We start from the raw sequence: 15325 nt of genomic DNA, 5'->3' as shown, positions 1-15325 counted from the left end.
AGTGGCCTGATTACAGGTTCAGCAGTTCATATATGAGGACTAAAAATCGGGTTGTTAACCATGAATTTCAATTATCTTGAATCGTTCCCTCTGTCAGAATCCATTTTGCCACATAGACTAAAAGAGTTACTGAAGCCTGTAGGCCTATCTCCTGATTTACGTGTTGAGGTCGCTTGCATGCAGAAGACTGATCTTTTTGGAAAAAATGCAGAACACTTACACCTTCAGATGGCTGTTGTTCCTGAGGATAACGATGGCCCAATTGAAGTCTTGAGGGAGGCCGGTGAAGGTGTTGTGGCTTACTCTGTTCCTTTTGGTGAAGAAAAGGCAGAGTCTGCTCAATTCAGTCCTTCAATCTCTGGGTATGATTACATAGTTGCGGCTTGGGGGGGCTCTTCCTTTTACACTTTTAGCCTCGCTGAAAAAGTTTGGATGACTCTTGGTCTCACCCCTCGCTGCATAGGTAATGAAGAACAACGACTCATATATGACGCCCTAAACCTACCAGAGTTTGACGTCGCTGAGGGGGAAGTATCAAGCGAATATCAAGGTCACTTGAAGCGCGACGTATGCTGGAAAATGTCCAATGAATACCTCCGCCGTTATTTGTGGTTGCGTGGCGCTAAAGGCGTGCGGGTTTTTTTCTACGAAGCTCAATTAAAAGACACCCCAGAGTTGCGAGAATCATTGAATGGTAAATCTCATATTGTATTAAAACCAACTGAAGGCCCCCAATGGTATGAGTTAGACCTCCGAGAACACAAAGGAGGGATTCTCCTTCAGCTCTGGGCTTCGGTTGAAGCCGTTTTACCAGAACTGTGCTTGGAGCAAGACGCAGAAACCTTGCTCTGGGCAGATGACAAAGAGCCTATGACACATGCTAGGGCAAATGCGCTTATGGCTAACTACAACGTCTACTTGGATGATCGATTCCTCGAAAAATATGAGCAAAGTAACTTCTATGACACCACACCCATAAACACCTATGGACAGTGGTGGTGTGCACCTTCATATAAAGGGCAGTGGAGCTTTACAGAATGCCAACGAGTTGGGAGAAACTTAATCCGAATACCGATTCGTGAGCTGTATAAGGCTAAGCCTGATAGAGAAATTGTTCATGCGAATAATTACGAGGTCAAGCCAGAGGTTGTTGAACAATTAGATCTAGACGAGGAGCATATAGCAATAAAGGTACAAAGACTTCTAGTAGGCCTGCTACGTTTGGGAGAAGGGTTATCAGCACTAGGAGAGACTACTGGGCAACTGTATTCCCCTGAAGACCTCACAGGTTTTAGTCGAGAAGAAGTAGACGCTAATGGATGGTTGCATTACCCATCTCTTGTGCGACTAGCTCAGGTCGCACCGCTAGATATGACACAACAGGTATTTTTGGCTCGGTGCAAGAGTCTCCATGAGATTCTTCAAAAAACCCCAAATGGTTTTCTCAAGTCACTTCTTCGCCATGCTGGGTGTCCAAGCGCTGACGTGAAAAACCTAGGATGTTTGAAGTTGATGCAAAGTCTTTTGAACGTACTCGAATCTTTGAACGAACAGCATGAAACTATTGATTGCTTTACATCAGAAAATGAACCTGAGGGTTGGAAAAAACGCAATGCCACACTAGCGTCGCTGTTCTTGAATAACGACCTTAGGATCGCTGATGCCCATGATGCAGTTAAGAAATGTATTGATACTCTGCAAGACCTTGGGTTTGATACTGCCAGTTTAAGCGTCGGCTATGGAAGAGCTTTTGACTTTGTTATAGATGCTGTCAGTGAATCTATTAGCTGTATTGCCACTCACATTGAGCAACTGCTAGAGCGACATTAATTGCTTCTCGGATTATAAACTGAACTGAACCACTATACTTTTTCTAATCCAGTCGATTGGAGCTAGAGCAAACGTTCTAGCTTACTTTTGTCCAAAAGTGAGTCGAAACTCTTATTTAGGGCTCATTCCTTAACGAAAGCTTTTAGAGTTTCCACTTAGTCAATCAGACTTTTTTAATAAGCTATACGCACGCCTCAAGTCTTGACATCATGCTATGGAAAGCGTGTCTCCTATAGAGTCTCAAGAAGGGGGTTGTATTTGGAAGCGCCGAATCGCTATAAAAACAAGCGGCTAAGATTGCAGATTGGTGAGGTTGCTCGATTTATCGTCAAAGTGTATTAGATATCAAAGTCTAACCTATGATTTTCCCACACAGAAAACCCAAAACAACAAAGGGCTAGCAATCACTAACTTGCTAGCCCTTTTAATATGGCGCTCCCGACAGGATTCGAACCTGTGACCTGCCCCTTAGGAGGGGGCTGCGCTATCCAGCTGTGCCACGGGAGCTTATGACTAATAATACTCAATTATTTGAATAAGTTAAGTCACTTTTCTACATTTATTACAGTTTGTTCATCACGTCACCAATTTGAATACTGTTGGCGAGGCTTGGCTGGTCGACGGTTGCTTCAGCATCATTTTCATAGACGCGTGACACGGTTAGGGTGATGTCGCTCTGACTCACTTTATTGCGCGGCAAACCATTCTGGTCGATAAAGGATCCTGTATGCCAAAGTTGCAATCGGTCTCCCGCTTGCACACCGTGGACTCGGCCTAAGTCTATGGTGACTTTATTGCCGTAAGAGGCGACTACTTCAGGCAAGGTCATCTTACAAGAGATCTCTGCTTCGAGATCGAGCATGATATTACGGCTGACTTTCTGCATCATTTCGCCGTAAGCAGATGTCCAGAAACGAGCACTTTTGGTGTCGACTTTACTGGTTTTAGCAAATGGCCACTGGGCGATTTCACGGTAGTTACGTTGATAGATTTCATGGCCGGTTTTGCCGTCGTAGACCGACATATCCATAGCAAACTGGCGATTGATTACATCATCGGACAGCAATCCGCCCTGAGTTATGGTGGCTGTCAGATCGTTAATCTGTCCGGTTACTAAGTATTGTGCTCCCAGATCTTCGGCGATCATCTTAATACGCTCAGGTTGGCGTTTATTAATCTCATAGCGTGTGGTACCGACCGAAACAAAACTGTATGAGCGATGTTCAAGCTGATTAGAGATAACAGAACTGAAGTCTTCACCCAGGTCGTATATTTGCCCCATGACCGCTTGTTGTGGATCAACGATATCAAACATTGCCACGCCAAATGTCTTTTTGTATTGCTCGTTATGGCAAGCCTTTGCCGTTGGGTAAATGTCGATCCGCGCTTTGACGACCATTTGGTTGCCGCTTTTGTACTGATCGTCGATGACGATCTGGCGAACTTCGGAATCAATGAATTGGTATTGTTCTCTATCGTCTTCGAGCAGCGGCGCTAAGTTAGCAAGCCCACCGATATCAGCTCCGGAGAAGTCTACTGCTTTGTAGACGGCATCTTCTAGTGCGTAGATCCTTGCCGCTTTCTCAGAGGAGACGATGGTGGAAGTACCGGTGACTTCATACCATGCAGCAAAGGCAGAGCTACTACTAAATGTAACCAATGCCGTTGAAATTAAAGAAGAAACGATTTTTTTCATACAACCAATCCAAATGCGGAACAATATTTGCTAGCTAGTTTGTAGCGAATATTGGAGCGGGCTTTCTTATTAAGGACAGAATGAGAATAGCAAGGATTGTTCCAACCTTGAAAAGGTGGGGAACCTATCCATCCAATTAATAACTTTTTGGAGAGTGTGTAATGAAAAAGTGGCTCCTGATGGCATCAGTGTTAACACTGACCGCTTGTGCCTACTCACCAATCTATAACGGTAAGGAATCCTATTCCGGCAGTAAGTTTATGCTGATGGAAAGTCCTCGCCATACGATGGATTATTTCGTCGAGAGTTTGACGGAAGACTTAGTTGAATCGAACACTAGTGTGTCGTCTCGCACTCCGATAGCGGTGGCATCGTTTGTTGATTTGCAGAATATGGATGCGACGAACTGGTTAGGGAACTCGGTATCAGAGGGCTTTATTTACCAGCTTCAGCGCCGCGGCTTTAAGGTTGTTGACTTCAAGACAACGGGCTCTATTCAGGTGACGAACCAAGGCGACTTCGTACTAAGTCGTGACTGGAAAGATCTGGCCCAAGAGCAGCAGATTCAGTTCGTCTTGACGGGAACCATGTTACGCCAGGAAGGTGGTGTACTGGTTAATGCTCGTGTTGTTGGCATGCAGTCGCGTATTGTGGTCGCTTCGGCTCAAGGCTTCTTGCCTGCTGACCGTATTGGCCGTGATTTGGATACGCTGAATCAAATGCGTACCGAAGATGGCGTTTTGATTCGCTCAGACCCGACTATGACGACACCTCATACAGTCATATTGCGCCCATAGGAAAGGATAATGAGATTTTTATTTGCCGCGCTTGTAGCGCTTGTGATGATGGGTTGTACTCCGATTACAGCCATGGACCAGAACACACTAACGGCGGTGGGCTATGCGAGTATCAGCGAGCAAACTGGCCGCAATGAAGAAGAAAAGCAAGTTCGTGCCATGCGTGCTTCTAAGATTGATGCTTACCGCGAGTTAGCGGAGCAAGTGTACGGCCTACGAGTGTCTGCTCGTGCTGACTTACAAGATCAACGCTTGGGTGTTGAATCGACAACAGGCGCGGTAGATGGTGTCATTCGTGGTGCGGAAGTAGTTCGCAGCTATAAAGTTGGTGACAGCTATGTTACTGAACTGCTACTCGATATTGATAAGATGAATCGTCTAAGAGACTACGGCGAAATCCGCCGAGTGCCTGAGAAGAAACGTCAGAGCTTGTTCTAATATCAACACTCTAGATAGCAAAAAGCGGCAACAGTTCTCCTGTTGCCGCTTTTTTGTATTTGAGATATTAGGCTTTTAAGTTAGTTCCTAATGTCGACAAGGTGTGGGTCTGGCCACCTGCGTTGTAAGTCATGCCCACTTTGCCATGACTTTGCTGCATCAAATTATTGAGCTTATTAAAGCTTAATTGGGCGCGTTGTAGACTCTGACCATTGATGTCGTTGAGTTGTTGGCAGTCGAGGATAATCGACTTAATGTCAGCCACCTTTTGAGCCAGCACGGCTTCTTCGGTGAGTCTTGCTACATCTTGATGTTGAGCCAGTCTTTGATCGGTTTGTTGAAGCTGACCAATGATTGCCATCTTTTCTTTGGCAAATCTTTCAATTTCAGATGATTCGCGAGCAGTAATGGCCTTGGTCTCCTCGGAGAGGAGCATAGACAATGCTTTTGCATTTTTCAGTTGGTATTCAACCAAATCAACCAGTGCTGCCATTAATATACCTGTGAGTATTATCTGTTAACCTGTTTAGCGTAATCCGCCAAGTTCGTCTTCGAACTTCATCATGTTGTCTGCCAGTTTTTCAGCATCGACGGTGTAAGAACCGTTCGAGATTGCTTCTTTGATTGCCGCAACTTTTGCCGCGTCAAAGGTAGGCTGACTTGCCATTTGCTGATGCATCTGACCAATGGCTTTACCGCCTTGGCTCAGTGTTACGGCATCTTGCTGTGCTGATGATTGACCAACTTGAGCTGAACTACTGTCTTTGCTTGCTTCCGAACGGGCAGGAGCGCGACTTGTCGTCGTTAGCGTCTGTCCAGAACGAATATTATCAATGCCTGCCATCGTTTAGCCTTCTTGTTGCCTAATTTGCATAGTTTACCTGTATATCGAGCATATCGACCAGCGTAATGATTACTTTAGGAAAAAATCAAAAATTAACCGTGATTTCCGCAACGCCAGTAACAATACCCTCAATTATACGCTGAGACTTGTCATTTTTCACTCTTACTTGATCGCCGTTAGCGCCATCGGTAAGTGCTGTGCCTTTAGTGGAGATGGTCATTTCACCTTTCACTGCACGAATAACGACTTTTTCGTTGCGGCAAACAACACAGACATCATTACGCTCAATAACATCACCCATATTCATGTTTTTCTTGAGCTTTGCGCCAACCACTTGGTCAAACTCGGTAAAGCCTTGGCGGCGAAAACGGTTCTTATCCACCATGCTCATCGTGACATCGTCACTGGATACAATATTGCCTCGAGATAACGGGCGAGTTGCGGTCACTAAGGGCAAGGAAATGGACATTCGAACGGGTACGTAAAGTCGCCAATTATCTTCCGGACACTCCACCAAAACGGTGACATTACTGCTGGTGTTGCGGGTGTTTGACGACGAGGTCAAAAGCGGAGAGGGGCAATCTGTTGCATGTACTCGAGAGTCGATACGCCCAGGTGTGGCAACAATTTCACCGCCGATAGGTTGCTCAATAGTATTTAAAACATGAGCTTGGGCAGCCTTTTGAATGTTTTCTATTTGCTCAGGCGTTGCTGCGTGCGTTAATACACTAAAGAATAACGCTTGCCAGACGATACAGAGGGAAAGCCAGTTGCGTCTTAACCTCGTTTTGTAACTGGATGTACACAAAAAAGATGTCTTATTATACAGCATTCTGTTTCTCGGGTTCCTTGTTGCCTGTGTAGACTATCACTTTTTTAGCTTTAAAGTTTGAGATGGAGATGAACTTATGACCGGTATCTTGGATTCGGTGAATCAACGAACGCAACTGGTTGGTCAAAACCGACTAGAGCTACTGACGTTTCGTCTGATGGGCCGCCAGCGTTACGGCATTAATGTGTTCAAAGTTAAAGAAGTGCTTCAGTGCCCTAAATTAACGCGCATGCCCAACCTACATCGTCTTGTCAAAGGGGTGGCTCATATTCGTGGTCAAACTATCTCAGTGATTGATTTAAGTCTTGCTGTTGGTGGTCGACCAACAACGGACATTGAAAACTGTTTTGTGGTTATCTCAGAGTTTAACCGTAGCGTACAGGGATTTTTGGTAAGCTCTGTTGAACGCATTATTAACATGCATTGGGAATCGATTTTGCCGCCGCCTGAAGGTGCTGGTAAAGCCAACTACCTGACAGCTGTGACCAACATCGACAATGAATTGGTTGAGATTCTGGATGTTGAGAAGATTCTCGCTGAGATTTCGCCTGTGGTTGAGACCATGGACAGCAATATCGCCACGGAAATTGCCGCAGCTGAAGAGAAAGAGCAAAAGCAGATCGTTAAGCGTATTATGATCGCTGATGATTCCGCAGTGGCACGAAAACAGGTCCAACGAGCCATTGAGTCTATTGGCTTTGAGTCCATTTTGGTGAAAGATGGTAAAGACGCTTACAACAAGCTGACAGAGATGGCAGCTGAAGGCGATATTCATGATCAGATTTCCCTGTTGATTTCTGATATTGAAATGCCAGAAATGGACGGTTACACCCTAACGGCAGAAGTGCGCCGCCATCCCGATCTTAAAGATCTTCATATTATTTTGCATACCTCGTTAAGCGGTGTGTTTAACCAAGCAATGGTAGAGCGAGTAGGGGCTAACGAATTCATCGCTAAGTTCAACCCTGATGAATTGGGAGGCGCCGTCAAAGCGGCCATTTTGCCGACAAATTAAACAAACAAAATTAGAGCTTGTAGTCGCTTGAGAAAAGCGTATAAAGCAAGCCTTCAAAGCAGTATAGAGAAGTGAATGACAGCGATAACCATAAGCGATCAAGAGTATCGTGATTTTAGCCGCTTTTTAGAGTCCCAATGCGGTATTGTTCTTGGCGATAGTAAACAGTATTTAGTCCGCAGCCGTTTAAGTCCGTTGGTGGCAAAATTCGGTCTAGTCTCTTTGTCTCAGTTATTAAGAGATGTGGTTACTGGACGCAATCGTGAGTTAAGAGTTGCCGCTGTTGATGCCATGACCACCAACGAAACCTTATGGTTTAGAGATAACTACCCATTTACGGTGTTGTCTGACAAACTGCTCCCAGAACTTGCCGCCAACAAGCGACCGATTAAAATTTGGTCGGCTGCGAGTTCTTCTGGTCAAGAACCGTATTCCATGGCGATGACAGTTTTGGAGACACAAAACAAGAAGCCGGGAATGATCCCTAACGTGTCGATTACCGCGACGGACATCTCGTCTACGATGTTAGATATGTGTCGTCTTGGAGAATATGACAACCTCGCGTTGGGTCGCGGTCTATCACCGGAGCGTCGCAGAGTGTTTTTTGAAAACACCAGTAACGGTAAGATGAAAGTGAAAGACAACGTAAAGCGTTTGGTGAACTTTCGTCCGCAAAACCTGATGGACTCGTATGCGTTGTTGGGTAAGTTCGACATTATCTTTTGTCGTAACGTACTGATTTACTTCTCCCCTGAAATGAAGTCTAAAGTGCTGAACCAAATGGCACGTAGCCTAAACCCAGGTGGTTACTTGCTGTTAGGGGCATCGGAGTCGCTAACGGGGCTGACGGATCAATTTGAAATGGTGCGTTGTAATCCGGGCATTATCTACAAGCTCAAATAGCTAATAGTTATTCTCCACAATCTTTACCATATCTAGCCTTGGTTTTCGCCAAGGCTTTTTTCTTGCTATTCTCTAGGTTCAGTGACGGTTTGGAGGCCATCACTGTCGACATTCCTAATTAAACCCTCCGCCAAAACTGGCGTACATTTTGCTCTCTATCTTTGCCAGAAGGAGCACGATGAACGTCGAATTGAATAGCGTCATCAGTGGTTGTTACCAAAAAATAACTTTTGGCGCGGAAATTGCTTTATCTCTGTATAGGGCACGTATTTTTGAACGATGAGGTTTCAATGGCCATCTCTTTTAACAATGCATTAGGTATTCATCAGTACACCGTTGGTGTGCGTGAGAAGAATGCTGAAGTCATCTCCACCAATATCGCGCAGGCGAATACGCCGGGTTATAAAGCGAAGGGGATGGAGTTTGATCGTGCGTTAAAAGCGGCAAGCTCAGGGGCAAGTATTGGGCTTAGTCGAACTGATGGACGGCATATTTCTGCCTCTACTAACGTCAGTGGCGAAATGCTTTACCGCATTCCGACACAGCCAGATACCGGTGACGGCAATACTGTAGACGTAGATTTAGAAAGAAACTTGTTCATGCAGAACCAATTAAGACATCAGGCATCACTCGATTTCTTAGGCGGCAAATTCAAAAATATGACCAAAGCGATTAAAGGGGAGTAATTTAGATGAGCTTATTTAATGTATTTAATGTGACAGGCAGTGCGATGAGCGCTGAGTCGGTTCGTCTAAATACCACCTCAAGTAACCTTGCCAACGCTGACAGTATTAGTAGCTCGGCAAAAGAGACTTACAAAGCTCGCCACGCCGTATTTGGCGCGGAACTGAGTAAAGCTCAATACAACCGCGATCATTCAGTACCTGTGAAAGTATTGGGTATTGTAGAGAGCGACAAACCCTTAAGTGCAGAGTACAACCCAGATCATCCACTCGCTAACGATGAAGGCTATATCTACAAGCCGAACGTTAACGTGATGGAAGAAATGGCCAACATGATTTCAGCTTCGCGCTCATACCAGACTAACGTTCAGGTAGCGGACGCGAGCAAGCAAATGTTGTTGAGTACTTTGCGAATGGGTCAATAGAGATAGGAGTAGCTCATGGCTGGAATCAACAACGTTGGTCAAGGCAGTTTATCCTACATTGACCAACTGAAAAAACTGCAAGAACAAAGCAAGCCTGAAGAGACAACCGGTAAGCAGGATCTGAAGCAAGAAGACTTCTTGTCCCTACTCACCAAACAGTTGGCTCAACAGGACCCATTTAAACCAGTCAGCAACGACCAGATGATTGCTCAAATGGCGTCGTTTGCCACGGTAGATGGTATTGGCAAGATGAACACTCAGTTCGAGAGTTTGAACTCGTCAATGACGTCTAACCAAGCACTACAAGCGTCTTCACTTGTTGGGCGTGATGTGTTGGTACCCGGTGCGGCTGGTGTGAAGGAAGCAGACGCTGGCATGGCGGCAATGGTCAAATTGCCACAGTCCATGGATAACGTGTTTGTTCGTGTAGAAAATGAAATGGGTCAATTAGTACGTACCTTTGATGTCGGTGCAAAACCTGGCGGTGATGCTCGTGTCGAATGGGACGGTAAAGATGATCAGGGTAATCCAATGCCTGCAGGTAAATACAAAGTGAAAGCTTCGGGTTTACTTGATGGAGAAAGCCGCGAGTTCGAAGTGTCGACATATGCGAACGTGAACAGTGTGCTTCTTGGTAAAGGGGATGGAAACGTACTACTCAATCTAGCTGGCTTCGAAAATCCAGTTCGGCTAGCAGAAGTACTGGAAGTCGGCAAAGCGTAACCGCTGGCTAGATTAGGAGATTAGGAATGTCATATGTATCTTTAAGTGGTCTATCTGCGGCTCAGTTAGACCTCAACACCACCAGTAACAACATTGCCAACGCCAACACATTCGGCTTTAAAGAGTCACGTGCCGAGTTTGGTGATGTGTATTCAAACTCACTATTTACTAATGCGAAAACCACACCGGGTGGCGGTGCTCAGCCAAGCAAGATTGCTCAGCAGTTCCACGAAGGTTCGAGCATATCGACTAACAACCCAATGGACTTGCGCATTAGCGGTACTGGCTTCTTCGCCGTATCTAAAGATCGTCTTGTACCACAGCAAAATGAGCTAACGCGTAACGGTGCTTTCCACCTAAACAAAGATAGCTACATGGTGACGTCGAACGATGAGTTTCTACTGGGTTATGAGGTGAATAAAGATACCAATGAGGTTGTGTCTTACGAGCCTCGTCCAATCAATATTCCGCCAGAGTTTGGTAAGCCAAAACAGACAGCGAATATTGAGATTGGTGTGAACCTTCCTGCTAACGGTGATCTAAAAGATCCGGCTCTGTTCGACTTTACCGATCCTGAAACTTATAACCGTTCAACATCATCAACGATTTATGATTCCATGGGACAGTCGTATAAAATGACGACGTACTATGTGAAAGATCAAACCCAGCAAAACACCTGGCAAAGTTACTACACGGTAACCGATGGTCAAGGTGAAAAGCCAGTGAATATCGCTGGTGGTGATGCAACGACGCCAACAGGACATGTTGGTCATACAATGCGATTCAACAACGACGGCACGCTGGCGAGCTTGAACAATGGTCAGCCAATTGTTACTACGGACCTAGGTACAAATGGTATCGACATGAACGGTGCCGATCCTGCGCAGACATTGTCGTTTAGTCTTGATAGTGCCACTCAGTTTGCCGCTCCGTTTGAACTGACTAAGTTTCAAGAAGATGGTGCGACGACTGGCTTCCTAACTAAAGTCGACTTTGATGAGCAAGGCAACGTGTTAGGTACTTACTCAAACGGTGAGAATGTGACATTAGGTCGTGTCGCTATGGTACGTGTAGCGAACGAACAAGGTCTTGATAAGAAGGGTGGTACCCAATGGGATTCTACGACTGCTTCTGGTGCTAAGATTTGGGGCGAATCAAACAAGGGTTCTTTTGGTACCATCAATAACGGCACGCTAGAACAATCGAACATTGATATGACCCAAGAGTTGGTAGACCTGATTTCAGCGCAGCGTAATTTCCAAGCAAACTCACGTGCTTTGGATGTACATAACCAGCTGCAACAAAACATTCTACAAATCCGTTAAGTCATAGTATGAGTGGCTGTCAGTCACTCGTTATTAATGCCTTGAAGATTCGAGCGTACGAGTGCATATGGACATTCGTACGCTGTTTTGTATTTCTATAAAGCGGTCATATTGTTGCCGCATCGTTGCCACCTTGCCGTATAGCTTTGCCTCTTCGATATAATACCGCTTGCCGATCCTCCACTTCCTTTCCTGATTTTCCTTTTATTTAGTTGATTTATAAAGAATAAAATTAATGGCATAGTCTTTGCTTTATAAGCTCCGTACTTTGAATTTTGGAGCTATCAATGGATCGTGCCCTTTACCTCTCAATGAGCGGCGCAAAGCAAAATATGCAAGCTTTGCAGCTTAGAGCAAACAACCTTGCGAACGCGAGCACGCCTGGCTTTCGAGCTGACCTTGCCCAAGCGCGCTCAATGCAAGCGTATGGTGAAGGCATGCCGAGTCGTGTGTTTAGCATGACAGAGCGCCCAGGACACAACTTCGAGCAAGGCAGTGTTGTGACGACAGGCCGAGACCTTGATGTCACTATTGAAGGCCAAGGTTGGATTTCAGTATTGGATAAAACCGGCAAAGAAGGGTTAACTCGCAATGGCAGTTTGCGCGTAGATCAAAACGGCTTGTTGGTTAACGGCAACGGTAACCTTGTGTTGGGGGCGCGTGGTACGCCAATTACTGTGCCGATTCCATTGCGTAAGATTGAAATTGGCCGTGACGGCACCGTCTCTGTTATACCGCAAGATGCACCTGCTGACGAAATGGAAATCGTTGACCGTATCAAGCTCACTAATACTGATAACCGTTCACTATTCAAAGACACTAACGGTCTATTTCGTAATAAAGATCCTCAATTAGGCTACACCGCTTCAGCCAATGTACAGCTGATGACCGGAGCTATTGAAGGCAGTAACGTTAATGCTGTTGGTGAAATGACAAGCTTAATTGATTTGCAGCGTCAATTCGAAATGCAGGTCAAGCTGATGAGCACCGCAGAAGACATGGACAAGGCTTCAGACTCATTGCTTCGCATGGGTTAATAGGATTGAGAGAGGAAGAATAGAATGCATCCGGCACTATGGGTAAGTAAGACTGGCTTAGACGCTCAGCAAACCAACATTTCGACAATTTCAAACAACCTAGCGAACGCATCAACCGTCGGTTATAAGAAAAGCCGCGCGGTGTTTGAAGATTTGTTTTATCAAAATATCAATCAGCCTGGCGGTCAATCATCGCAAAACACCGAACTTCCTTCAGGCTTAATGCTAGGTGCAGGTTCAAAAGTGGTGGCAACACAAAAGATCCACACACCGGGTAATGCGCAAACCACGACCAACAGTCTCGATATGATGATTGAAGGTGATGGTTTTTTCCAAGTATTGATGCCAGATGGCAATATTGGTTATAGCCGCAATGGTCAGTTCACGCTAAATGATGAAGGGACTATTGTTACGTCTGGTTCTGGCTATGCATTGGAACCAGAAATTGCGATTCCTGAAGATGCGATTTCTATCACGGTGGGTACTGACGGTGAAGTGTCCGTTCGAGTACGTGGCCAGCAAGATAACCAAGTCGTGGGTAACATTACCACTGTCGACTTCATTAACCCGGGCGGTCTAGAGCCTATCGGGCAGAACCTTTACTTACCAACCGGTGCTAGTGGTGATCCAAATGAAGGGGTTCCAGGTTTAGATGGTTTCGGTCAAATTCGTCAGTCGATGCTAGAGACTTCAAACGTTAACGTAACGGAAGAGCTCGTTAACATGATTGAAGCTCAGCGTGTGTATGAAATGAACTCCAAAGTTATCTCGTCAGTCGACAAGATGATGAGCTTTGCTAACCAGCAGCTATAACGGATAAGGACGACATTGAATGAAAAAGTTATTGTGTGTTTCCTTACTTGCCGTACTTTCTGGTTGTGCTCAGTTTGGTCAGGAAGAGTCGGTAGACGATGTCTCGAATAGCACGACGACAGTCGATGCAGTTGAAGGAGATAAAAGCCAATCGTCAGGGATTGTTGATACGTTACGTGGTAGAACTGATCCTGTTGCCGATGACCCAGCATGGGCGCCGATTCATCCAAAAAACAAGCCAGAACATTACGCAGCGGCAACGGGTTCACTGTTTAATACTCACTACGCGCGCGATTGGTATGACGATTCTAAGCCCCGTGGCATTGGTGACATCATTACGGTAGAGCTCAATGAAGCGACTAAAGCCGCAAAAAGTGCTGATGCCGATCTCTCGAAAGCCAATGATTCTTCAATGGACCCACTTTTCGTTGGTGGTAGACCCGTCACCGTCAATGACTATGACTTCTCTTATGAGTTGAAGAACGACAACAACTTTAAAGGTAATGCCTCGGCCAATCAGAGCAACAGTTTATCGGGCTCGATTACCGTAGAAGTGATTGAAGTACTTGCCAATGGCAATCTCGTCATTCGTGGTGAAAAGTGGCTAACCTTAAATACTGGAGATGAGTACATTCGCTTAAGCGGCACGATTCGACCAGATGATATTGAGTTTGATAACACCATCGCATCTAACCGTATTTCCAACGCTCGAATTCAGTATTCGGGGACCGGAACCCAACAAGATATGCAGGAACCTGGATTCTTGGCACGATTTTTTAATGTCTCTCTATAGGGATAGGAATCGACGAATAATAAGCGGCAAACCCTCTCCTCAGAGGGTTTGTTTGTTTTTAGGGTAACATGATGAAAAAATTCACGTTTTTACTTCTTGGTTTATGTTTTGCTGCGGTAAGTGTACAAGCGGCACGCATTAAGGATGTGGCAGAAGTTGCCGGGGTGCGTAGTAACCAATTGGTGGGTTATGGTCTGGTGACTGGTCTCCCGGGTACAGGTGAGAAAACGCCGTTTACAGAGCAAAGTTTCCGCTCAATGCTTGAGAAGTTTGGTATTCAAATGCCAATCGGCTTCAAACCTAAGTTTAAAAACGTGGCTGCGGTTATCGTTACCGCAGAGTTACCAGCGTTCTCAAAACCGGGTCAGCGCGTGGACGTGACAGTTTCGTCAATTGGTGCGGCAAAAAGTCTCCGTGGAGGCACCTTGATGCAGACCTTCTTGCAAGGTTTGGATGGCGAGGTCTACGCTGTAGCACAAGGTAATTTAGTGGTAAGTGGCTTTAGTGCCGAAGGCTTAGATGGCTCTAAGATTGTGGGCAACAACCCTGTGGTCGGCATGATTTCAAGTGGTGCAACGGTTGAACGTGAAGTTCCTAGCCCATTCTCTCGCGGTGATTACATTACCTTTAACCTTCTGCAATCAGACTTCACAACGGCGCAAAACATGGCAAATGCCATCAATGACTTTCTGGGTCCGCAAATGGCGAGCCCATTAGATTCTACCTCTGTTCGAGTTCGTGCGCCTCGCGACCTCAGCCAACGCGTAGCTTTCCTATCAGCAGTTGAAAACGTTGAATTCGATACCGCAGACAGTGGTGCAAAAATCATCGTTAACTCGCGTACAGGAACAATTGTGGTGGGCAAACACGTGAAGCTTAAACCGGCGGCAGTGACTCACGGTGGTATGACGGTTGCTATCAAAGAAAACTTGAAAGTAAGCCAGCCCAATGCCTTTGGGGGTGGCGATACAGTGGTGGTACCTAACTCAGATATTCAGGTAACAGAAGGTTCGGGCAAGATGTTCAATTTCCAACCGGGTTTGACCCTCGATGATCTCGTTCGTGCCGTTAACGAAGTGGGCGCAGCACCATCAGATCTTATGGCGATTTTACAGGCGCTTAAGCAAGCTGGTGCCATTGAAGGTCAGTTGATCGTTATCTAGGTAAGTAT

At 45.7% G+C, this 15325-nt stretch carries 17 protein-coding genes and 1 tRNA gene; 13 read left to right on the top strand and 5 right to left on the bottom strand.

Annotated elements, in window-relative coordinates; all coding sequences use genetic code 11:
- Nucleotides 1-60: 60 nt before the first annotated feature.
- Nucleotides 61-1830 carry a hypothetical protein gene (locus MMA19_RS18165; protein ID WP_240206873.1) on the top strand — a complete coding sequence of 590 codons (1770 nt, stop codon included), beginning with the start codon at nt 61-63 and terminating at the stop codon, nt 1828-1830.
- A gap of 430 nt (nt 1831-2260) precedes the next feature.
- On the opposite strand, the gene MMA19_RS18160 is transcribed toward MMA19_RS18165, so the two are convergent.
- A tRNA-Arg gene (locus MMA19_RS18160) sits at nt 2261-2337 on the bottom strand.
- A gap of 55 nt (nt 2338-2392) precedes the next feature.
- On the bottom strand, nt 2393-3526 hold the full coding sequence (locus tag MMA19_RS18155; RefSeq protein WP_240206872.1) for a flagellar assembly protein FlgT: 1134 nt from the start codon (nt 3524-3526) through the stop codon (nt 2393-2395).
- Between the two features lie 161 nt (nt 3527-3687).
- Between MMA19_RS18155 and MMA19_RS18150 the strand changes: the two genes are divergently transcribed.
- Nucleotides 3688-4323 carry a FlgO family outer membrane protein gene (locus MMA19_RS18150; protein ID WP_038224902.1) on the top strand — a complete coding sequence of 212 codons (636 nt, stop codon included), beginning with the start codon at nt 3688-3690 and terminating at the stop codon, nt 4321-4323.
- Nucleotides 4324-4332: 9 nt separating this feature from the next.
- A complete protein-coding gene (locus MMA19_RS18145) occupies nt 4333-4761 on the top strand; it encodes an LPP20 family lipoprotein (protein ID WP_006069934.1) in 429 nt (142 codons plus the stop codon).
- A gap of 67 nt (nt 4762-4828) precedes the next feature.
- On the opposite strand, the gene flgN is transcribed toward MMA19_RS18145, so the two are convergent.
- From flgN to flgA, 3 genes are all read right to left on the bottom strand, one after another.
- Nucleotides 4829-5254: a flagellar export chaperone FlgN gene (gene flgN, locus MMA19_RS18140; protein ID WP_006069935.1), complete on the bottom strand. Its 426-nt coding sequence runs from the start codon at nt 5252-5254 to the stop codon at nt 4829-4831.
- A gap of 33 nt (nt 5255-5287) precedes the next feature.
- Nucleotides 5288-5605, bottom strand: a complete 318-nt coding sequence (flgM, locus tag MMA19_RS18135; RefSeq protein ID WP_006069936.1) for a flagellar biosynthesis anti-sigma factor FlgM — start codon at nt 5603-5605, stop codon at nt 5288-5290.
- 85 nt (nt 5606-5690) lie between these two features.
- Complete coding sequence (gene flgA, locus MMA19_RS18130) at nt 5691-6437, bottom strand: flagellar basal body P-ring formation chaperone FlgA (protein WP_006069937.1); 747 nt, start codon at nt 6435-6437, stop codon at nt 5691-5693.
- A 76-nt stretch (nt 6438-6513) separates the two neighbouring features.
- Between flgA and MMA19_RS18125 the strand changes: the two genes are divergently transcribed.
- The 10 genes from MMA19_RS18125 to MMA19_RS18080 all read left to right on the top strand — a co-directional run bounded on the left by MMA19_RS18125 (nt 6514) and on the right by MMA19_RS18080 (nt 15317).
- Nucleotides 6514-7452 (top strand): chemotaxis protein CheV, encoded by a 939-nt coding sequence (locus MMA19_RS18125; RefSeq protein ID WP_006069938.1) that lies wholly within the window; start codon nt 6514-6516, stop codon nt 7450-7452.
- Nucleotides 7453-7527: 75 nt separating this feature from the next.
- Nucleotides 7528-8355: a protein-glutamate O-methyltransferase gene (locus tag MMA19_RS18120; protein WP_006069939.1), complete on the top strand. Its 828-nt coding sequence runs from the start codon at nt 7528-7530 to the stop codon at nt 8353-8355.
- A 290-nt stretch (nt 8356-8645) separates the two neighbouring features.
- Nucleotides 8646-9041 (top strand): flagellar basal body rod protein FlgB, encoded by a 396-nt coding sequence (flgB, locus tag MMA19_RS18115; protein ID WP_006069940.1) that lies wholly within the window; start codon nt 8646-8648, stop codon nt 9039-9041.
- Between the two features lie 5 nt (nt 9042-9046).
- Nucleotides 9047-9463 (top strand): flagellar basal body rod protein FlgC, encoded by a 417-nt coding sequence (gene flgC / locus MMA19_RS18110; protein WP_006069941.1) that lies wholly within the window; start codon nt 9047-9049, stop codon nt 9461-9463.
- Nucleotides 9464-9478: 15 nt separating this feature from the next.
- Nucleotides 9479-10186: a flagellar hook assembly protein FlgD gene (flgD, locus tag MMA19_RS18105; protein WP_006069942.1), complete on the top strand. Its 708-nt coding sequence runs from the start codon at nt 9479-9481 to the stop codon at nt 10184-10186.
- A 26-nt stretch (nt 10187-10212) separates the two neighbouring features.
- Nucleotides 10213-11511, top strand: coding sequence for a flagellar hook protein FlgE (flgE, locus tag MMA19_RS18100; protein ID WP_240206871.1), 1299 nt, complete (start codon nt 10213-10215; stop codon nt 11509-11511).
- A 287-nt stretch (nt 11512-11798) separates the two neighbouring features.
- Nucleotides 11799-12548 carry a flagellar basal-body rod protein FlgF gene (gene flgF / locus MMA19_RS18095; protein ID WP_240206869.1) on the top strand — a complete coding sequence of 250 codons (750 nt, stop codon included), beginning with the start codon at nt 11799-11801 and terminating at the stop codon, nt 12546-12548.
- Between the two features lie 24 nt (nt 12549-12572).
- Nucleotides 12573-13361, top strand: coding sequence for a flagellar basal-body rod protein FlgG (gene flgG, locus MMA19_RS18090; protein WP_038224912.1), 789 nt, complete (start codon nt 12573-12575; stop codon nt 13359-13361).
- A gap of 19 nt (nt 13362-13380) precedes the next feature.
- A complete protein-coding gene (gene flgH, locus MMA19_RS18085; RefSeq protein WP_038224914.1) occupies nt 13381-14154 on the top strand; it encodes a flagellar basal body L-ring protein FlgH in 774 nt (257 codons plus the stop codon).
- A 71-nt stretch (nt 14155-14225) separates the two neighbouring features.
- Nucleotides 14226-15317 carry a flagellar basal body P-ring protein FlgI gene (locus MMA19_RS18080; RefSeq protein WP_240206868.1) on the top strand — a complete coding sequence of 364 codons (1092 nt, stop codon included), beginning with the start codon at nt 14226-14228 and terminating at the stop codon, nt 15315-15317.
- Nucleotides 15318-15325: the final 8 nt, after the last annotated feature.

This window comes from Vibrio sp. CyArs1 (assembly GCF_022432925.1).
GTDB lineage: Bacteria > Pseudomonadota > Gammaproteobacteria > Enterobacterales > Vibrionaceae > Vibrio > Vibrio mediterranei.
This window is presented reverse-complemented; position numbering and strand designations above follow the sequence as displayed.